The sequence below is a fragment of the Mesorhizobium sp. WSM4306 genome (assembly GCF_007003975.1).
Taxonomy (GTDB): Bacteria; Pseudomonadota; Alphaproteobacteria; order Rhizobiales; family Rhizobiaceae; genus Mesorhizobium.
In genome coordinates this window covers 1-18286 of sequence record NZ_VFTC01000002.1, presented here as the reverse complement: position 1 = coordinate 18286, position 18286 = coordinate 1, and the positions used below count along the sequence as shown (strand labels likewise).

Below are 18286 nucleotides of genomic sequence, written 5' to 3'. Positions count from 1 at the left end.
CATGCCTGATAGGAAGACGGGCCGCCATAACCCAGCGAACCGTTCCAGTCAAGCGCAATCTTTACTTTGCCGTAACGGTCTCCCGCGTCACTGCCTTGAGAAGCGCTTCGATCTCGGCTGTCACAGTGTCGATGCCGGCCATGCCGTCGACGCTCTTCAGCGTGCGTTTGGCGTAGTAATAGCCGATCAGCGGCGCGGTCTTCTTGTAATATTCCCGCAGGCGCTCTTCGAACACAACCGGGTTGTCGTCCTTGCGCACCGGCTGGCCGGCGGCCTTGGCGTCTTCGGCGCGCTTGACGATGCGGCCGACCAGCGCCTTGTCGTCGACGACGAATTCGATCACGGCGTCGAGGCCAATGCCGCGCTGGGCAAGCATCGATTCAACCGCATCGGCTTGCACCAGCGTGCGCGGATAGCCGTCGAGGATGAACCCGTTTGCGCAATCTGGCTGATCGATGCGCTCGGCCACGATCGCGTTGACGATCGCGTCGGAAACCAGCTCGCCGGCGTCCATCACCGCTTTGGCGCGCTTGCCGACTTCGGTGCCGGCCTGCACGGCCGCCCGCAGCATGTCGCCCGTCGACAGCTGGGGTATGCCGTGTCTGTCTACCAGTCTTTGTGCTTGCGTCCCCTTGCCCGCTCCTGGCGGCCCAAGCAATATCAATCTCATCTGGCCTTCTTCCCCCCGCGCAACTTCGACTTCTTGATCAGGCCCTCGTACTGGTGCGCGATCAGGTGACCCTGAATCTGCGCCACCGTATCGAGGGTTACACTGACCACGATCAGAAGCGATGTGCCACCGAGGTAGAAAGGTACGCCAGTCGCCGAAATCAGGAACTCGGGCAGCAGGCACACCAGCACCAGATAGATGGCGCCGACGACGGTGATGCGCGTCAGGACATAGTCGATGTAATCGGCGGTGCGCTCGCCAGGACGATAGCCCGGGATGAAGCCGGAATGCTTCTTGAGCTGGTCCGCCGTGTCCTTCGGGTTGAACACGATGGCCGTGTAGAAGAAGGCGAAGAACACGATCATCCCCGCATAGAACAGCATGTAGAGCGGCTGGCCGTGGCCGAGCGAGGCGAGCACAGTGCTTGCCCACGCCGGCAGGTTCGTCGACTGCGAGAAGCCGGCAACCGTTGCCGGCAGCAACAGCAGCGACGACGCGAAGATCGGCGGAATGACGCCCGACGTGTTGAGCTTCAGCGGCAGATGCGAGGTGTCGCCCTGGAACATGCGGTTGCCGACCTGGCGCTTCGGATACTGGATCAGCAGGCGACGCTGTGCGCGCTCGAAGAACACGATCAGCGCGATGACGATGATGGCCAGCACGATGATCGCGAGAATCAGGCCGGTCGACAAGGCGCCGGTGCGGCCGAGTTCCAGCGTGCCGGAGATGGCGCGAGGCAGGCCAGCGACGATGCCGGAGAAGATGATCAGCGAAATGCCGTTACCGATGCCGCGCGCGGTGATCTGCTCGCCCAGCCACATCAGGAACATGGTGCCCCCAACCAGCGTGACGACGGTCGAGATGCGGAAGAACATCCCTGGATCGTTGACGATGCCGTTGCCGCCTTCGAGGCCCACCGAAATGCCGTAGGCCTGCACCAGCGCCAAAAGCACCGTGCCGTAGCGCGTGTACTGGTTGATGACCTTGCGGCCCTGTTCGCCTTCCTTCTTCAGCGCTTCCAGCGAGGGAATGACCGAGGTCATCAGCTGCATGATGATGGAGGCCGAGATATAGGGCATGATGCCGAGCGCGAAGATCGCCATGCGCTGCACGGCGCCGCCGGCAAACATGTTGAACATGCCGAGCACGCCCTTGGCCTGCGAGGAGAAGGCCTGGGCGAACGCGTCCGGGTTGATGCCGGGCAGCGGGATATAGGTGCCGAGACGATAGACGAGCAGCGCGCCGATGGTGAACCAGATTCGCTTCTTCAGGTCCTCCGCCTTGGCGAAGGCCGCAAAATTCAGATTCGAGGCTAGTTGTTCAGCAGCCGAAGCCATGCCTGATTCTCCGCTAGAGCATGATGCCGAAAAGTGTGAAGCGGTTTTCGGACAACATCATGCGCTACTTCTTGATTTCTATGTCACGCTCGATGCCCGCAGCTCAGGCGGCGCGTTTCACCGAAGCTCACGAGATAAGCTCCGGGCTCTCAACATGCAAGCGGCCGCGTTGACGCGGCCGCTTAATTGATCGGATCAAAGTGCAATCGTGAGCAAAAACGGATGCCGTTCTTGCTGATCGCCCTTCAAATTGCCGTTACTCGGCAGCGGCCGCTTCCGGCAGCTTGACCGAACCACCGGCCTTTTCGATCTTCTCGATCGCGGCCTTTGAGGCGCCGGCGACGTCGAAGGCAAGCTTTGCCTTGAGCTCGCCATCCGAAAGGATGCGCACGCCGTCCTTGACGCGGCGGATGACGCCGGCGGCAACGAGTGCCTCAGCCGTCACGGTCGCCTTCGCGTCGAGCTTCTTGGCATCGAGCGCCGTCTGGATACGGGCCAGCGACACGACGACAAAGCTCTTGGCGAAGATGTTGTTGAAGCCACGCTTCGGCAGGCGCCGGTAGAGCGGCATCTGGCCACCCTCGAAGCCGTTGATGGCGACGCCGGAGCGCGCCTTCTGGCCCTTGACGCCGCGACCGCCGGTCTTGCCCGAGCCGGAGCCGATGCCACGGCCAAGACGCTTCTTGGAGTGCGTCGCGCCGTCCTTGTCACGCAGATCGTTGAGTTTCATCTGGGTTCTCCTGCGCTTTTGCTCAGCCCTCGTCCACGACGCGGACGAGATGCTGGACGGCAGCGATCATGCCGCGCACCGAGGGAGTGTCCTCCAGCGTGCGCTGCTTGTGCATCTTGTTGAGGCCGAGGCCGACCAGCGTTGCGCGCTGTTCCTTCGGGCGGCGGATCGGCGAACCGATCTGCTCAACGGTGATGGTCTTGGTTGCTTTCTTGGCCATGGTCAAAATCCCTGGTCAGATCGACTATTCTTCAGCCGCAACGGCGGTGCCGCGGCGGGCCTGAAGGGTCGAATACTTGATGCCGCGCGCAGCAGCCACATCCTTGGGATGCATCTGGCTCTTCAGCGCGTCGAAGGTGGCGCGAACCATGTTGTAGGGGTTCGACGAACCCATCGACTTGGCGACCACGTCGTGCATGCCGAGCGTCTCGAAGACAGCGCGCATCGGGCCGCCGGCGATGATGCCGGTACCCTGCTTGGCAGCGCGCAGCAGCACGCGTCCAGCACCCCAGCGTCCCTCGACGTCATGGTGCAGCGTGCGGCCCGAGCGCAGCGGCACGAAGATCATGTCGCGCTTTGCCGATTCGGTTGCCTTGCGAATGGCCTCCGGCACTTCGCGCGCCTTGCCGTGACCGAAGCCGACGCGGCCCTTCTGGTCGCCGACGACGACGAGTGCTGCAAAACCGAAGCGACGGCCGCCCTTGACGACCTTGGCGACGCGGTTGATGTGGACGAGTTTGTCCACCATGCCGTCATCGCGTTCTTCACGATCGCGGCCGCGGCCGCCATCCCTACGTTCCTGTGCCATATCCTGTTCCTTATTCTTTTCCGGAAGCACGGGTTGCTGAATGCCGGCGCCGCTTTGGGTCGCCGACGGTGAAAATTAGAAGCTCAGGCCACCTTCACGGGCAGCCTCGGCCAGCGCCTTGACGCGGCCGTGATAGATGTAGGCGCCGCGGTCGAAGACGACTTCCTTGACGCCGGCCTTGGTGGCGCGCTCGGCGATCAGCTTGCCGATCGCGGCCGCAGCCGCAGTGTCGGCGCCGGTCTTGAGCGAACCCTTGAGGTCCTTCTCGAGCGTCGAGGCGGCGACGATGGTGTGACCCTTGGCGTCGTCGATGACCTGAACATAGATGTTCTTCGACGTGCGGTGCACCGACAGACGCGGACGCTCGCCGGCGACCTTCTTGATCTGGCGGCGGACGCGCTGCGCGCGGCGCTGGATGGATTCCTTGTCGGCCATGATAGTCTTCCTTGCCTTCAAAAGACGGGGGCCGCCATATGCGGTAGGCGAAAGCGCCTCCCGCGACCGCTCCCCGCGGCGTTGCACTTCTTTGGCTTGGCCTTTTCCGAAAAGTCTTCAACTTTTCGGGGCCAGGCCCACTACTTCTTCTTGCCTTCCTTGCGGACGATCTTCTCGCCGGCATAGCGGACACCCTTGCCCTTGTAGGGCTCGGGACCGCGATACTCGCGGATCTCGGCGGCAACCTGGCCGACCTGCTGCTTGTCGATGCCGGTCACGGTGATTTCCGTCGGCTTCGGCACAGTGATCGTGATGCCGGCCGGCGTCTCGTAGACGACATCATGGCTGAAGCCAAGAGCCAGCTGCAGGTTCTTGCCCTGAAGGGCGGCGCGATAGCCGACGCCGGTGATCTCGAGCTTCTTCTCGAAACCGTCCTTGACGCCCTGCAGGATGTTGACGATCTGCGTGCGCGACATGCCCCACTTGGAACGGGCGGTCTTGGTCTGGTCGCGCGGCTGGACAGCGATCTCGCTGCCTTCTATCTTGACCAGCACTTCGTCGTTCACCACGAACTTCAGCTCGCCCTTGGGGCCCTTCGCCGTCACGGTCTGCCCGTTGACGGTCGCGGTCACGCCCTGCGGCAGCGAAACGGGTTTCTTTCCAATACGAGACATTTTGTTGTCCTCGTCACTTCTCTTGTTTCAGGTCTCTGTTTCGAGCGTGATCTTGCCCGAAAACCGGATTCCACTTTTCGGGATCACGCTGCCGAATTAGAAAATCTGGCAGAGGATTTCGCCGCCGACATTCTGTTCGCGTGCTTCGTGATCGGCCATCACGCCCTTCGGCGTCGAAAGGATGGCGATGCCGAGGCCGTTGGCGACGTGCGGGATCGACTTGGCCGAGACGTAAACGCGGCGGCCAGGCTTCGAGACGCGGGCGATTTCGCGCACGACCGGAGCACCGTCGAAATACTTCAGCTCGATTTCGATCTCGGACTTGCCGTTGTCGAAGTCGGTCTGGCTGTAATCGCGGATATAGCCTTCAGCCTTCAGCACGTCGAGGACGCGGGTACGCAGGCGCGAGGCCGGCGTCGAAACGCTCGACTTCTTGCGGCCATACGCGTTGCGGATGCGGGTCAGCATATCGCCGAGAGGATCGCTCAATGACATGTTATGTCCTCCTTACCAGCTCGACTTGACCAGGCCCGGGATCTGGCCGTTATTGCCGAGATCACGAAGCGCGATGCGCGATACTTTGAGCTTGCGATAATAGGCGCGCGGACGGCCGGTCACTTCGCAGCGGTTGCGGATGCGGATCTTGGCCGAGTTGCGCGGCAGGGCAGCAAGCTTCAGCTGAGCGCGGAAGCGCTCTTCCATCGGCTTGGACTGGTCCATGATGATCGCCTTCAGGGCAGCGCGCTTGGGACCGTACTGGTCGGCAAGCTTGCGGCGCCTGTTGTTCTTCTCGACTGAGCTGGTCTTTGCCATTTCAGATTTTTCCTTTTCTCGCTGCCGTTACTGGCGGAAGGGGAAGTTGAAGGCCTTGAGCAATGCCCTGGCTTCGTCGTCCGTCTTCGCAGTCGTACAAACGATGACGTCCATGCCCCAGATCTGATCAACCTTGTCGTAGTTGATCTCCGGGAACACGATGTGTTCCTTGATGCCCATGGCGTAGTTGCCACGGCCATCGAAGCTCTTCGGATTCAGTCCGCGAAAGTCGCGAACGCGCGGCAGTGCGATGTTCACGAGGCGGTCGAGGAACTCGTACATACGTTCCTTGCGCAGCGTGACCTTGGCGCCGATCGGCATCTTCTCGCGGACCTTGAAGCCGGCGATGGAGTTGCGGGCGCGGGTGACGACGGCCTTCTGGCCGGCGATCATCGCCAGGTCTTCGGCCGCGATCGAAGGCTTCTTCGAATCTGCGGTCGCTTCGCCGACGCCCATGTTCAGCACGATCTTGTCGATGCGCGGAACCTGCATCTCGTTGTCGTAGCCGAACTGCTCCTGCAACGCCTTGCGGATGGTCTCGTTGTAGACCTGCTTGAGGCGCGGCGTGTTCTGGGCCTTGGACTGTTTGCTTTCAGCCTTGGGCTTCGTGGTTTGAGCCTTAGCCATTGATGACTTCTCCCGAGCGCTTGGCGACGCGCACCTTCTTGCCGTCCTTCTGGAAGATGAAGCCGACGCGGGTCGGCTTGCCATCCTTGGGGTCGGCCAGCGCGATGTTCGACAGCTGGATCGGCGCTTCCTTGGTGATGATCCCGCCCTCTTGGGACTGGGACTGCTTCTGGTGACGACGGATCATGTTGACGCCGCGCACCAGCGCGGTGTCTTCCTTGGGCTGAACCGAGAGGACTTCGCCCGAACGGCCCTTGTCCTTGCCGGCCAGCACGACGACCTTGTCGCCTTTTCTAATCTTTTGCATTGGTCCGGCTCCTTACAGCACTTCAGGCGCGAGCGAGATGATCTTCATGTGGTTCTTGGCGCGGAGTTCGCGCGGAACCGGTCCGAAGATACGCGTGCCGATCGGCTCTTTCTTGTTGTCGACGAGAACGGCCGCGTTCTTGTCGAAACGGATCACGCTGCCGTCCGGGCGGCGGATGTCCTTGGCCGTGCGAACCACGACCGCCTTCATCACATCGCCCTTCTTAACGCGGCCGCGCGGAATGGCTTCCTTGATGGACACCACGATGATGTCGCCCACGGAAGCGTATTTCCGCTTCGAGCCGCCCAGCACCTTGATGCACATGACACGACGCGCGCCGGAATTATCCGCGACGTCGAGGTTTGTTTGCATCTGAATCATGACTGGCCGCCTTCTTCTTTTCTAACGGGACGGGCTCAAAGCCCCTCCCCGGTCTGTCCAAAATTCGTTGTTTACGCCTGATCCGAGGATACGACGATCCAGCGCTTGTCCTTGGAAATCGGCTTCGATTCCTGGATGAACACCTGGTCCCCGACCTTGTGGGCGTTGTTCTCGTCGTGCGCCTTGTACTTCTTGGTCATGCGCACGGTCTTCTTCATCACGGGATGCGTGAAGCGCCGTTCGACCTTGACGACTACCGTCTTCTCGTTCTTGTCGCTGACGACAGTGCCCTGCAGAATGCGCTTTGGCATGGTTTTCGTCCTTAAGCCTTCTTGGCCGCGGACTTTTCCGCAGCGATGGTCTTGATACGCGCAATGTCCTTGCGGACCTGCCTCACGCGCGCGGTCTTCTCGAGCTGGCCGGTGGCCTTCTGGAAGCGCAGGTTGAACTGCTCCTTCTTCAGGCTGGCCAGCTCGTCGGTCAGCTGGTCCTGGGTCTTGGTCCGGATGTCTTCGGCTTTCATGATCAGCCCGTCCTTATTCTGCGATGCGCTGTACGAAGCGCGTCCTGACCGAGAGCTTGGCCGCGCCGAGACGCAGCGCCTCACGGGCGGTTTCTTCGTTGACGCCGTCGATCTCGAACATGATGCGGCCCGGCTTGACGCGCGCCGCCCAGTAATCGACCGCGCCCTTGCCCTTACCCATGCGCACTTCGGTCGGCTTCGACGTCACCGGCACGTCAGGGAAAATACGGATCCACACGCGGCCGGCACGCTTCATCTCACGAGTGATCGCGCGGCGGGCCGCCTCGATCTCACGCGCAGTGACGCGGTTCGGCTCAAGCGCCTTCAGCCCGAAACCACCGAAATCCAGGTTGGTGCCGCCCTTTGCGGTACCATGGATACGGCCCTTGAACTGCTTGCGGAACTTTGTGCGCTTTGGCTGCAGCATCGTTCTAACTCCAAATTCCTAAATAATCAGGCGTTTTCGCGACGACGACCGCGTTCGCGATCACCACCACCGCCATGCGCAGCATCACCCTCGGTCGCGCGACGTTCCGAAGCCATCGGATCGTGCTCGAGGATTTCGCCCTTGAACACCCAGACCTTGACGCCGCAGATGCCGTAAGCCGTGTTCGCTTCGGCCGTGCCGTAGTCGACATCGGCGCGCAGCGTATGCAGCGGCACGCGGCCTTCGCGGTACCATTCCATGCGCGCGATCTCGGCGCCGCCGAGACGACCGGCGCAGTTGATGCGAATGCCTTCGGCACCAAGGCGCATCGCCGACTGCACGGCGCGCTTCATGGCGCGGCGGAACGCGATACGACGCTCGAGCTGCTGGGCGATCGACTGGGCGACCAGGGTCGCATCGATTTCCGGCTTGCGGACTTCAACGATGTTCAAGTGCGTCTCGGACTTCGTCATCTCCATCAGCTTCTTGCGAAGCTTCTCGATGTCGGCGCCCTTCTTGCCGATGATCAGACCCGGACGCGCCGCATGGATGGTGACGCGGCACTTCTTGTGCGGGCGCTCGATCACGACCTTGGAGATCGCAGCCTGCTTGAGTTCCTTCTCAAGATACTTGCGGATCTTGATGTCCTCATGCAGCAGCTTGCCGTACTCGCCGGTGTTCGCGAACCAGCGCGAATCCCAGGTGCGGTTGATGCCGAGGCGAAGACCGATCGGATTGACTTTCTGGCCCATTATGCGGCCTCCCCTTTTTCTTCGACTTCACGAACGACGATCGTGAGGTGCGAGAACGGCTTTTCGATACGGCTGGCGCGACCGCGACCACGAGCGTGGAAACGCTTCATGACGATCGACTTGCCGACATAGGCTTCCGCCACGATCAGCGCATCGACGTCGAGGTCGTGGTTGTTTTCCGCGTTGGCGATCGCCGATTCCAGCGTCTTCTTGACCGTGCCGGAAATCCGCTTGGCCGAGAATTCGAGATCGGAAAGCGCTGTCGCGACCTTCTTGCCGCGGATCAGCGCGGCAACCAGGTTCAGCTTCTGCGGGCTGATACGGATCGTGCGCAGAACGGCGCGCGCTTCGTTGTCAGCAAGCCTGCGCGGAGCTTTGGCCTTGCCCATGATTATTTCCTCTTCGCCTTCTTATCCGCGCCGTGACCGTAATAGGTCCGGGTCGGAGCGAATTCACCGAACTTGTGACCGACCATGTCCTCGTTCACCGAGACGGGAACATGCTTCTGGCCGTTGTAGACACCGAAGGTGAAGCCGACGAACTGCGGCAGGATGGTGGAGCGACGGCTCCACATCTTGATCACCTCATTGCGACCACCTTCACGAACCTTGTCCACCTTCTTGAGAAGGTAGCCGTCGATGAAGGGGCCTTTCCAAATAGAACGAGTCACTTGGCGTTACCTCTTCTTAGCTCTTGCGCTGATGGCGCGAGCGCAGGATGAACTTGTCGGTCGCCTTGTTGGACCGCGTCTTCTTGCCCTTGGTCGGCTTGCCCCACGGGCTGACCGGATGACGGCCACCGGAGGTGCGGCCTTCACCACCGCCATGCGGGTGGTCGACCGGGTTCATGGTCACGCCGCGATTGTGCGGGCGCTTGCCGCGCCAGACCGTGCGGCCGGCCTTGCCGTCGTTGATGTTGCCGTGGTCGGGGTTCGACACGGCGCCGACGGTGGCCATGCAGGAGCCGTGAACGACACGCTGCTCGCCCGAGTTGAGGCGCAGGATCGCCATGCCCTGGTCACGACCGACCAGCTGGCCGTAGCCGCCGGCCGAACGGGCGACCTGGGCGCCTTTGCCCGGCTTCAGCTCGATGTTGTGGACGATCGTGCCGACCGGCATCGAAGCCAGCGGCATCGCATTGCCCGGCTTCACGTCGACCGATTCACCTGCCACGATCTTGTCGCCGGCGGCAAGGCGCTGCGGGGCGATGATGTAGGACAGCTCGCCATCGTCATACTTGATCAGCGCGATGAAGGCGGTGCGGTTCGGATCGTATTCAATGCGCTCGACCGTGCCGACGACGTCGAACTTGCGGCGCTTGAAGTCGATGATGCGGTACGAACGCTTGTGACCGCCGCCGATGAAGCGGGCCGTGATGCGGCCGTGATTGTTGCGGCCGCCCGACTTGGTCAGGCCTTCGGTCAGGCCCTTGACGGGCTTGCCCTTGTAGAGGCCCGAGCGGTCGACGATGACCAGCTGGCGGGTGCTCGGCGTTACCGGGTTGAATTTTTTAAGTGCCATTGTCCTGTCCTCGCGGCCTAGCTCAGAGACCCGTCGCGACGTCGATCGACTGGCCATCGGCCAGCGTCACTACCGCCTTCTTGACGTCGCTCTGGCGGCCGATCGTGCCGCGGAAGCGCTTGATCTTGCCCTTGCGGACAAGCGTGTTCACGGCCGTAACCTTGACGCCAAACAGCGCTTCGACAGCGGCCTTGATTTCCGGCTTCGACGCCTTCTTGGCGACGTTGAAGACGACCTGGTTGTTCTCGGAAGCCATGGTCGACTTTTCGGTGATCGCCGGCGAGACGATCACGTCGTAATGACGAAGGTCGGTCATTTAAAGCGCTCCTCGAGAGCCTCGACGGCGGCCTTCGAAAGGACCAGCGTGCCGCGGCGAAGAATGTCGTAGACGTTGATGCCCTGGATGGGCAGCACGTCGATGTTCGGGATGTTGGTCGCCGCCAGCTTGAAGTTCTGGTCAAGCTCGGCACCGCCGATCACCAAAGCGTTGGTCAGGCCCAGCGTCGCGAAATTCGCGATCAGCGCCTTCGTCTTGGCCTCGGTCAGCTTCAGCTCGTCGATGATGATGATCGACGCGCTCTTGGCCTTGGCCGAGAGAGCATGGCGCAAGCCCAGGGCGCGCACCTTCTTCGGCAGATCGTGCTCGTGGCTGCGAACGACCGGGCCGTGGGCCTTGCCGCCGCCGCGGAACTGCGGAGCGCGTGCCGAATGGTGACGGGCGCGGCCCGTACCCTTCTGCTTGTACATCTTTGCGCCGGTGCGCGCGATTTCGGCGCGGCCCTTGGCCTTGTGCGTGCCCTGCTGGCGCTTGGCCAGCTGCCAGCGCACGACGCGCTGCAGGATGTCCTCGCGCGGATCAAGGCCGAAAATCTCCTCGGAGAGTTTCACCTTGCCGGCGTCCTTGCCGCCAAGCGTTGTGATCTTGAGATCCATTATTCTGCTCCCTCTGCGGCCGGAGCCTCGTTCTTCGCGACAGCGCGGATCGCGGCAGGCTTCGGCGCATTGGCCGGCAGTGCCACCTTGGCCGCATCGCGGACCAGGATCCAGGCGCCCTTCGATCCGGGAACCGCACCGCGGATCAGGATCAGGCCGCGATCGGCGTCGGTCGAAACGATCTCGACATTCTGTGTGGTGACGCGGGTGTCGCCCATGTGGCCAGCCATATGCTTGCCCTTGAACACTTTGCCCGGATCCTGACGCTGGCCGGTCGAGCCGTGCGTACGGTGCGAAACCGAGTTACCGTGCGTCGCGCGGCCACCACCCATGTGGTGGCGCTTGATGACGCCCTGGAAACCCTTGCCGATCGTCGTGCCCGTCACATCGACCTTCTGGCCGGCGACGAAATGCTCGACGGTGATCTCGGCGCCAACGTCGATCATGTTGTCGGCGGAGACGCGGAACTCGGCGACCTTCGCCTTAGGCTCGACGGAAGCGGTCGCGAAATGGCCGCGCATCGCCTTCGACGTGTTCTTCACCTTGGCAAGGCCAACGCCGAGCTGGACGGCCGTATAGCCGTTCTTCTCTTGCGTGCGCTGAGCCACGACCTGGCAGTTCTCCATCTGGAGAACGGTGACGGGAACATGTTCCCCGGCATCATTATAGATGCGGGTCATTCCCACCTTCTTTGCAATCACACCTGAACGCATCGGTTCAATTCCTTTAGAGTTCCGGGCCAGGGGCACCGCCCCTTACCGCGCTCTCATTCCCTTAGAGCTTGATCTCGACGTCGACACCGGCGGCCAGATCGAGCTTCATCAAAGCATCGACCGTCTGCGGGGTCGGATCGACGATGTCGAGCAGACGCTTGTGCGTGCGCATCTCGAACTGCTCGCGGCTCTTCTTGTCGACGTGAGGCGACCGGTTGACCGTGAACTTTTCGATCCGCGTCGGCAGCGGAATGGGGCCGCGGACGTTTGCTCCGGTGCGCTTGGCCGTCGACACGATTTCTTTCGTCGAGGCGTCGAGCACCCGGTGATCAAACGCCTTCAGGCGGATGCGGATATTCTGTCCGTTCATGCGTCACTTCCTTGTTCTGGCGCGGCGCGGGCAACTCCGCGCCCGCGACAGATCGGTTTAAGTCTAATTATTCTTTGATGGTGACGACGATGCCGGCACCGACGGTGCGGCCGCCTTCACGGATGGCGAAGCGCAGCTTCTCTTCCATGGCGATCGGCACGATCAGCTCGACATCGACCGTGATGTTGTCGCCCGGCATCACCATCTCGGTGCCTTCCGGCAGCGACACGATGCCCGTCACGTCGGTCGTGCGGAAGTAGAACTGCGGACGGTAGTTGGTGAAGAACGGCGTGTGACGGCCACCTTCGTCCTTGGTCAGGATGTAGGCTTCGGCCACGAACTTCTTGTGCGGCTTCACCGTACCGGGCTTGGCCAGAACCTGGCCGCGCTCGACACCTTCACGGTCAACGCCACGCAGCAGCGCGCCGATGTTGTCGCCAGCCTGGCCCTGATCGAGCAGCTTGCGGAACATTTCAACGCCCGTGCAGGTCGTCTTGGTCGTCGGACGGATGCCGATGATTTCCAGTTCCTCGCCGACCTTGACCACGCCACGCTCGACGCGGCCGGTCACGACCGTGCCACGACCCGAGATCGAGAACACGTCTTCGATCGGCATCAGGAACGGCTTGTCCAGCGGACGAACCGGCGTCGGGATGTAGGCGTCGACCTGAGCCATCAGCTCGCGGATCGCGTCTTCACCGATGGTCTTGTTCGAATCTTCCAGAGCGGCAAGAGCCGAGCCCTTGACGATCGGAATGTCGTCGCCGGGGAACTCGTTCTTCGACAGAAGCTCGCGAACCTCGAGCTCGACCAGTTCCAGCAGCTCGGCGTCGTCGACCTGGTCGACCTTGTTCAGGAACACGACGATCGACGGCACGCCGACCTGACGGGCAAGCAGGATGTGCTCGCGGGTCTGCGGCATCGGGCCGTCGGCGGCCGACACCACCAGGATCGCGCCGTCCATCTGCGCGGCACCGGTGATCATGTTCTTCACATAGTCGGCGTGGCCGGGGCAGTCGACGTGGGCGTAGTGGCGGTTGGCCGTCTCGTATTCGACGTGAGCCGTCGAAATGGTGATGCCGCGGGCCTTCTCTTCCGGCGCCGCATCGATCTGGTCGTAGCGCTTGTATTCGCCAAAATACTTCGTGATCGCCGCCGTCAGCGACGTCTTGCCATGGTCAACGTGACCAATCGTGCCGATGTTCACATGAGGCTTAGTGCGCTCGAATTTACCTTTTGCCATGTGATGTCTCCAATCTGCTCGCCCATACGGGCCTTGAATTAAGTTACCGCTGCAACCCGTTCGGGTTACGCGTATTTCTTCTGCACTTCCTGGGCGACCGCGGTCGGCACAGGCTCGTAGTGATCGAACTGCATCGTGTAGGCCGCACGGCCCTGGCTCATCGAGCGCAGGTTGTCGACGTACTTGAACATGTTGGCCAGCGGCACCATCGCGTTGATCACGACAGCCACGCCACGCGCTTCCTGGCCCTGGATCTGGCCGCGACGGCCGTTCAGGTCGCCGATGACGCTGCCGACATAGTCTTCCGGCGTCACGACTTCGACCTTCATGATCGGCTCGAGCAACTGCACGCCAAGCTTGGGCGCAGCTTCACGGAAGCAGGCGCGGCCGGCGATTTCGAAGGCGAGCACCGAGGAGTCGACATCGTGGTAAGCGCCGTCGATGAGCGTCGCCTTGACGCCGATCATCGGGAAGCCTGCGAACGGGCCCGACGTCATCACGCTGTTGATGCCCTTTTCGACACCCGGGATGTATTCCTTCGGAACCGCACCGCCGACGATCTTCGACTCGAACTCGAACTCCGAGCTTTCCGGGTTCGGCTCGAACAGCAGCTTCACGCGAGCAAACTGACCGGTACCGCCGGTCTGCTTCTTGTGCGTGTAGTCCTGCTCGTGCTTGCGGGTGATCGTCTCGCGGTAAGCCACCTGCGGCGCGCCGACATTGGCCTCGACCTTGAACTCGCGACGCATGCGGTCGACGATGATGTCGAGGTGAAGCTCACCCATGCCCGAGATGATGGTCTGACCGCTTTCCTCGTCGGTCTTGACGCGGAAGGACGGATCCTCGGCGGCCAGGCGGTGAAGGGCGAGGCCCATCTTTTCCTGGTCGTTCTTGGTCTTCGGCTCGATGGCGATCTGGATGACCGGATCGGGGAACTCCATGCGCTCGAGGATGACCGGGTGCAGCGGATCGCTGAGCGTATCGCCGGTGGTCGTGTCCTTGAGGCCAGCCAGAGCAACGATGTCGCCGGCAAAAGCCTCTTCGACGTCGGCGCGCGAATTCGCATGCATCTGCAGCATGCGGCCGATGCGCTCTTTCTTGCCCTTGACGGTGTTGTCGAGCGAGACGCCCTTGGTCAGCTTGCCCGAATAGATGCGGGCAAAGGTCAGCGAGCCGACGAACGGGTCGTTCATGATCTTGAAGGCCAGCATCGACAGCGGCTCGTTGTCGTCCGCATGACGCTCGATCTCGGCGTCGGTCTTGGCGTCGACACCCTTGATGGCGGGAACATCGGCCGGCGACGGCAGATATTCGACGACGGCGTCGAGCAGCGGCTGCACGCCCTTGTTCTTGAAAGCCGAGCCGCAGAACATCGGGTAGAACTTGACCGCGATCGTGCCCTTGCGGATCAGCGAGCGGATCTCGTCATTCGACGGCATCTTGCCTTCGAGGTAGTTCTCGAGAGCCGTCTCGTCCATTTCAACGGCGGCTTCGATCATCTTCTCGCGGTATTCTTCAGCACGAGCCTTGAGGTCGGCCGGGATCTCAACGACGTCCCAGGCAGCGCCCAGCGTCTCGTCGCGCCAGACCAGCGCGTTCATCTCGACGAGGTCGACGACACCCTTGAACTCGGTCTCGGCGCCGATCGGCAGCTGCATGACGACAGCCTGCGCACCGAGGCGCGAGCCGATCATTTCGACCGACCGGTAGAAGTCGGCACCGATCTTGTCCATCTTGTTGCAGAAGATCATGCGCGGAACGCGATACTTGTCGGCCTGGCGCCAGACAGTCTCGGTCTGCGGCTCGACACCGGCATTGGCGTCGAGCAGCGCAATGGCGCCGTCGAGCACGCGCAGCGAACGCTCGACTTCGATGGTGAAGTCGACGTGTCCGGGAGTGTCGATGATGTTGAAGCGGTGCATCTTGCCGTCACGACCCTTCCAGAAGGTCGTGGTGGCGGCCGACGTGATGGTGATGCCGCGTTCCTGCTCCTGCTCCATCCAGTCCATGGTGGCAGCGCCGTCGTGCACTTCGCCGATCTTGTGCGACTTGCCCGTGTAATAGAGGACGCGCTCGGTGGTCGTCGTCTTGCCGGCGTCAATATGCGCCATGATACCGAAATTGCGGTAGTCTTCGATTTTATATTCGCGGGCCATCGTGGATGCCTTCTCAGTCTCGTTCGCGCTTTACCAGCGGTAGTGCGCGAAAGCGCGGTTGGCTTCTGCCATCTTGTGGGTGTCTTCACGCTTCTTCACAGCCGTGCCGCGGTTGTTGGCCGCGTCCATCAGCTCGCCGGAGAGGCGGTCGACCATCGTGGTCTCGTTGCGGTTGCGCGCAGCTGCAATCAGCCAGCGGATTGCCAGGGCCTGGCGGCGCTCGGGGCGCACATCGACCGGAACCTGGTAGGTGGCGCCGCCAACGCGACGCGACCGGACTTCCACATGCGGCGCGACATTGTCGAGCGCCTGATGGAAGACGGTGACCGGCTCCTGCTTGGTCTTCGACTGAACCTGGTCGAGCGCGCCGTAGACGATGGTCTCGGCGACCGACTTCTTGCCGTCATACATGACGGCGTTCATGAACTTGGTAACGATCAGATCGCCGAACTTCGGATCCGGGTTGATCTCACGCTTTTCTGCACTGTGACGACGGGACATGGCTTTTGTCTCTCAATCTCTCATAGCCCGGCGCTGTCAAAAAAAAGCGCCGAAGCCGGAAAACCTTACTTCGGACGCTTCGCACCGTATTTCGAACGGCGCTGCTTGCGGTTCTTCACGCCCTGCGTGTCGAGCACGCCGCGGATGATGTGGTAGCGCACGCCCGGAAGATCCTTGACGCGGCCGCCGCGGATCATGACCACGGAGTGTTCCTGAAGGTTGTGACCTTCGCCGGGGATGTAGCCGATCACTTCAAAGCCGTTGGTCAGGCGGATCTTGGCCACCTTGCGCAGTGCCGAGTTCGGCTTCTTCGGCGTCGTTGTATAGACGCGCGTGCAGACGCCCCGCTTCTGCGGGTTCTGCTGCATGGCCGGGACCTTGTTGCGCTTCACCGGCGCAATGCGCGGCTTGCGGATCAGCTGGTTGACGGTAGGCATTAAACCCTCTTGTCTCTCAATTCCGTGTCTCGCCCGGTCAGGGCCGCTCAAAGCGTCAATTCCATACGCAAATTCGGGCCATAAACCGCGCCTCGCGGTCCTGCCCGAACAAAATGCAGAGGAAGCGGAAACCGCCTCATGCGCGCCGGAAATGTCTTTTCGCTCGTAAAACGAACCCTGTTTGAGGCAAACTCCAAAGCGTGTCGCTTCGGAAGGGAGAGCCTCACATCGGTTCTGACTGGGCGGCTTCTACTCGCAAGACCGGGAACCGTCAACCCCGGCACGCCAAATATTGCGCGCTGACCAAGGCTTGGCAGCCATGCGAAAAACGCACGTAATTTTCTTTCTTAAGTTTGCAAGGGGAAGGAAGAAAGTGACCGGCTTGCGGCTGTCCTGCACCGCCGCTTCGTGGCAAAAGGCGCCATGGACAGCCCCAAACCCCATGCCCGCCCGAATCTCAAGAGGAATCAGCCCGTGAACGACAATGAGGAGCGCCCGGTCACCATCATCACCGGCCGCGTCTGGAAAAAGAAGGGCGGCAAGCCGGAAGGCGTCCATGTGATGCTGGTTGCCCCCGACGACGATTCGGCCGTGCGCCGTGCCCTCGAATCGCTCGCCGCCGAAGGCTATGCCGAGGCTGAGCTCGACCAGATCGGCGACATGGAGGGCGAGCCCGACGATGAGCCGCATCTGTCGGCCTTCCAGGGCGCCCTCGAAGGCGAAGTATCGATCGTGACGTTCGAGGTCCCGCTGTAAGCCTGAGAATCGGGTTCGGCTCGCACTTGTCATCGCGCCGGCTTGCCGGGCATCGGTTCTCTGCTAAGAACCAAGCAACTTAAGAACAGTCCAAATTCCAATCTGCGGAGTCCCCATGTCCTCCAACAATGGTCCCATCAAGCTCGGCATCGTCGGCGTGGGCAAGATCGTGCGCGACCAGCATCTGCCGGCGGTGGCCAAGGACGGGGATTACCGCCTGATCGCCGCCGCCAGCCGGCACGGCAAGGTCGACGACATCCCGAACTTCCCGACCATCGAGGCGATGCTCGAGGCGGTGCCCGAACTCGAGGCCGTGTCGCTCTGCATGCCGCCGCAGTACCGCTACGATGCGGCGCGCACGGCCCTGATGGCGAAAAAGCATGTCTTCCTGGAAAAGCCTCCAGGCGCCACGGTCAGCGAGGTCGAGGATCTGAAGCGGGTGGCTGAGGCCAATGGTGTGACGCTGTTCGCCAGCTGGCATTCGCGCTACGCGCCGGCGGTGGAAGCCGCACGCGCTTTTCTGGCTTCGGCCAAGGTCACCTCAGCCGCCATCAATTGGAAAGAAGACGTCCGCCGCTGGCACCCGAGCCAGGACTGGATCTGGGCTGCGGGCGGTTTCGGTGTCTTCGATCCCGGCATCAACGCGCTGTCGATCGTGACACACATCCTGCCGGCAATGTTCATCACCTCGGCGGTGCTCGACTTTCCCGAAAACCGCGCCTCTCCGGTTGCCGCCCATGTCAATTTCCGCACCTCCGATGGGTTGCCGGTGACGATGGAACTCGACTGGCTGCAGACCGGCCCGCAGAGCTGGGACATCCTGGCAGACACCGACAAAGGCAAGATGGTGCTGTCCGGCGGCGGCACGAGGCTCGCCGTCGACGGCAAGGTGGTCCATGACGAGCCGGAGGCCGAATATCCCCAGCTCTACCGGCGCTTCGCCGAGATCGTGCGCGCCGGCGTCTCCGATGTCGACCTTGCGCCCCTCCAGCACGTCGCCGACGCCTTCATGCTCGGCAAGCGCAACGTGGTCGAGGCGTTTTTCGACTAAACGGACGGGGGGTTTGGAAGCGAATCCACCGGCAAGCCAAGATCGCTAAAGCGTGTCGCTATTAATTGGCCTCATATCCGGCAGCCTTGAAGAAGTTTCTGCATTCGGCTGGCTCGAACAGG

At 61.9% G+C, this 18286-nt stretch carries 29 protein-coding genes; 2 read left to right on the top strand and 27 right to left on the bottom strand.

Features of this window, described 5'->3' with window-relative positions; all coding sequences use genetic code 11:
- Positions 1 to 61: 61 nt before the first annotated feature.
- The 27 genes from FJV77_RS03720 to rpsL form a co-directional block, all read right to left on the bottom strand.
- On the bottom strand, positions 62 to 670 hold the full coding sequence (locus tag FJV77_RS03720; protein ID WP_142865530.1) for an adenylate kinase: 609 nt from the start codon (positions 668 to 670) through the stop codon (positions 62 to 64).
- A complete protein-coding gene (gene secY / locus FJV77_RS03715) occupies positions 667 to 2007 on the bottom strand; it encodes a preprotein translocase subunit SecY (RefSeq protein WP_142865529.1) in 1341 nt (446 codons plus the stop codon). Before secY ends, FJV77_RS03720 begins: the two co-directional genes overlap by 4 nt.
- Before the next feature lie 256 nt (positions 2008 to 2263).
- Positions 2264 to 2737: a 50S ribosomal protein L15 gene (rplO, locus tag FJV77_RS03710; RefSeq protein ID WP_142865528.1), complete on the bottom strand. Its 474-nt coding sequence runs from the start codon at positions 2735 to 2737 to the stop codon at positions 2264 to 2266.
- A gap of 22 nt (positions 2738 to 2759) precedes the next feature.
- Positions 2760 to 2957, bottom strand: a complete 198-nt coding sequence (rpmD, locus tag FJV77_RS03705) for a 50S ribosomal protein L30 (RefSeq protein WP_006205449.1) — start codon at positions 2955 to 2957, stop codon at positions 2760 to 2762.
- 24 nt (positions 2958 to 2981) lie between these two features.
- Positions 2982 to 3545, bottom strand: a complete 564-nt coding sequence (gene rpsE, locus FJV77_RS03700) for a 30S ribosomal protein S5 (protein WP_006333394.1) — start codon at positions 3543 to 3545, stop codon at positions 2982 to 2984.
- A 75-nt stretch (positions 3546 to 3620) separates the two neighbouring features.
- Positions 3621 to 3980 carry a 50S ribosomal protein L18 gene (gene rplR, locus FJV77_RS03695; protein WP_142865527.1) on the bottom strand — a complete coding sequence of 120 codons (360 nt, stop codon included), beginning with the start codon at positions 3978 to 3980 and terminating at the stop codon, positions 3621 to 3623.
- Positions 3981 to 4120: 140 nt separating this feature from the next.
- Positions 4121 to 4654, bottom strand: coding sequence for a 50S ribosomal protein L6 (rplF, locus tag FJV77_RS03690; protein ID WP_142865526.1), 534 nt, complete (start codon positions 4652 to 4654; stop codon positions 4121 to 4123).
- 96 nt (positions 4655 to 4750) lie between these two features.
- Positions 4751 to 5149 carry a 30S ribosomal protein S8 gene (gene rpsH, locus FJV77_RS03685; protein WP_006205453.1) on the bottom strand — a complete coding sequence of 133 codons (399 nt, stop codon included), beginning with the start codon at positions 5147 to 5149 and terminating at the stop codon, positions 4751 to 4753.
- A 12-nt stretch (positions 5150 to 5161) separates the two neighbouring features.
- On the bottom strand, positions 5162 to 5467 hold the full coding sequence (gene rpsN, locus FJV77_RS03680; RefSeq protein WP_010909282.1) for a 30S ribosomal protein S14: 306 nt from the start codon (positions 5465 to 5467) through the stop codon (positions 5162 to 5164).
- 27 nt (positions 5468 to 5494) lie between these two features.
- Positions 5495 to 6094 carry a 50S ribosomal protein L5 gene (rplE, locus tag FJV77_RS03675; protein ID WP_013531429.1) on the bottom strand — a complete coding sequence of 200 codons (600 nt, stop codon included), beginning with the start codon at positions 6092 to 6094 and terminating at the stop codon, positions 5495 to 5497.
- Positions 6087 to 6401, bottom strand: a complete 315-nt coding sequence (gene rplX / locus FJV77_RS03670; protein ID WP_013531428.1) for a 50S ribosomal protein L24 — start codon at positions 6399 to 6401, stop codon at positions 6087 to 6089. Before rplX ends, rplE begins: the two co-directional genes overlap by 8 nt.
- Positions 6402 to 6413: 12 nt before the next feature.
- Complete coding sequence (gene rplN / locus FJV77_RS03665) at positions 6414 to 6782, bottom strand: 50S ribosomal protein L14 (RefSeq protein ID WP_006205457.1); 369 nt, start codon at positions 6780 to 6782, stop codon at positions 6414 to 6416.
- Positions 6783 to 6853: 71 nt separating this feature from the next.
- Positions 6854 to 7093 (bottom strand): 30S ribosomal protein S17, encoded by a 240-nt coding sequence (gene rpsQ, locus FJV77_RS03660; RefSeq protein ID WP_010909280.1) that lies wholly within the window; start codon positions 7091 to 7093, stop codon positions 6854 to 6856.
- A gap of 11 nt (positions 7094 to 7104) precedes the next feature.
- Positions 7105 to 7305, bottom strand: a complete 201-nt coding sequence (gene rpmC / locus FJV77_RS03655) for a 50S ribosomal protein L29 (protein WP_023799289.1) — start codon at positions 7303 to 7305, stop codon at positions 7105 to 7107.
- Between the two features lie 13 nt (positions 7306 to 7318).
- The gene (gene rplP / locus FJV77_RS03650; RefSeq protein ID WP_006205460.1) at positions 7319 to 7732 is read right to left on the bottom strand and encodes a 50S ribosomal protein L16; all 414 of its coding nucleotides are present in this window, start codon (positions 7730 to 7732) and stop codon (positions 7319 to 7321) included.
- A 26-nt stretch (positions 7733 to 7758) separates the two neighbouring features.
- Entirely contained in the window at positions 7759 to 8484 is a 726-nt protein-coding gene (gene rpsC, locus FJV77_RS03645) for a 30S ribosomal protein S3 (protein WP_013895697.1), read from the bottom strand.
- Entirely contained in the window at positions 8484 to 8873 is a 390-nt protein-coding gene (gene rplV / locus FJV77_RS03640; RefSeq protein WP_006205462.1) for a 50S ribosomal protein L22, read from the bottom strand. Before rplV ends, rpsC begins: the two co-directional genes overlap by 1 nt.
- Positions 8874 to 8875: 2 nt before the next feature.
- Positions 8876 to 9154, bottom strand: a complete 279-nt coding sequence (rpsS, locus tag FJV77_RS03635) for a 30S ribosomal protein S19 (protein ID WP_006205463.1) — start codon at positions 9152 to 9154, stop codon at positions 8876 to 8878.
- A 16-nt stretch (positions 9155 to 9170) separates the two neighbouring features.
- Positions 9171 to 10004: a 50S ribosomal protein L2 gene (gene rplB, locus FJV77_RS03630; protein WP_023706515.1), complete on the bottom strand. Its 834-nt coding sequence runs from the start codon at positions 10002 to 10004 to the stop codon at positions 9171 to 9173.
- A gap of 22 nt (positions 10005 to 10026) precedes the next feature.
- A complete protein-coding gene (locus FJV77_RS03625) occupies positions 10027 to 10320 on the bottom strand; it encodes a 50S ribosomal protein L23 (protein WP_027170367.1) in 294 nt (97 codons plus the stop codon).
- Positions 10317 to 10937 carry a 50S ribosomal protein L4 gene (gene rplD, locus FJV77_RS03620; RefSeq protein WP_023672750.1) on the bottom strand — a complete coding sequence of 207 codons (621 nt, stop codon included), beginning with the start codon at positions 10935 to 10937 and terminating at the stop codon, positions 10317 to 10319. Before rplD ends, FJV77_RS03625 begins: the two co-directional genes overlap by 4 nt.
- Positions 10937 to 11650 carry a 50S ribosomal protein L3 gene (gene rplC / locus FJV77_RS03615; protein WP_112395064.1) on the bottom strand — a complete coding sequence of 238 codons (714 nt, stop codon included), beginning with the start codon at positions 11648 to 11650 and terminating at the stop codon, positions 10937 to 10939. Before rplC ends, rplD begins: the two co-directional genes overlap by 1 nt.
- A gap of 61 nt (positions 11651 to 11711) precedes the next feature.
- Positions 11712 to 12020 carry a 30S ribosomal protein S10 gene (rpsJ, locus tag FJV77_RS03610; protein WP_010909272.1) on the bottom strand — a complete coding sequence of 103 codons (309 nt, stop codon included), beginning with the start codon at positions 12018 to 12020 and terminating at the stop codon, positions 11712 to 11714.
- A 67-nt stretch (positions 12021 to 12087) separates the two neighbouring features.
- A complete protein-coding gene (tuf, locus tag FJV77_RS03605; protein WP_013895701.1) occupies positions 12088 to 13263 on the bottom strand; it encodes an elongation factor Tu in 1176 nt (391 codons plus the stop codon).
- Between the two features lie 65 nt (positions 13264 to 13328).
- Complete coding sequence (fusA, locus tag FJV77_RS03600) at positions 13329 to 15419, bottom strand: elongation factor G (RefSeq protein ID WP_065518238.1); 2091 nt, start codon at positions 15417 to 15419, stop codon at positions 13329 to 13331.
- Positions 15420 to 15449: 30 nt separating this feature from the next.
- The gene (rpsG, locus tag FJV77_RS03595; RefSeq protein ID WP_008875664.1) at positions 15450 to 15920 is read right to left on the bottom strand and encodes a 30S ribosomal protein S7; all 471 of its coding nucleotides are present in this window, start codon (positions 15918 to 15920) and stop codon (positions 15450 to 15452) included.
- A 65-nt stretch (positions 15921 to 15985) separates the two neighbouring features.
- Positions 15986 to 16357: a 30S ribosomal protein S12 gene (gene rpsL / locus FJV77_RS03590; RefSeq protein WP_006333356.1), complete on the bottom strand. Its 372-nt coding sequence runs from the start codon at positions 16355 to 16357 to the stop codon at positions 15986 to 15988.
- 474 nt (positions 16358 to 16831) lie between these two features.
- Between rpsL and FJV77_RS03585 the strand changes: the two genes are divergently transcribed.
- Together FJV77_RS03585 and FJV77_RS03580 are read left to right on the top strand one after the other, a co-directional pair.
- Complete coding sequence (locus FJV77_RS03585; RefSeq protein ID WP_112566715.1) at positions 16832 to 17113, top strand: transcriptional regulator; 282 nt, start codon at positions 16832 to 16834, stop codon at positions 17111 to 17113.
- A 115-nt stretch (positions 17114 to 17228) separates the two neighbouring features.
- Entirely contained in the window at positions 17229 to 18164 is a 936-nt protein-coding gene (locus FJV77_RS03580) for a Gfo/Idh/MocA family oxidoreductase (RefSeq protein WP_142865525.1), read from the top strand.
- Positions 18165 to 18286: the final 122 nt, after the last annotated feature.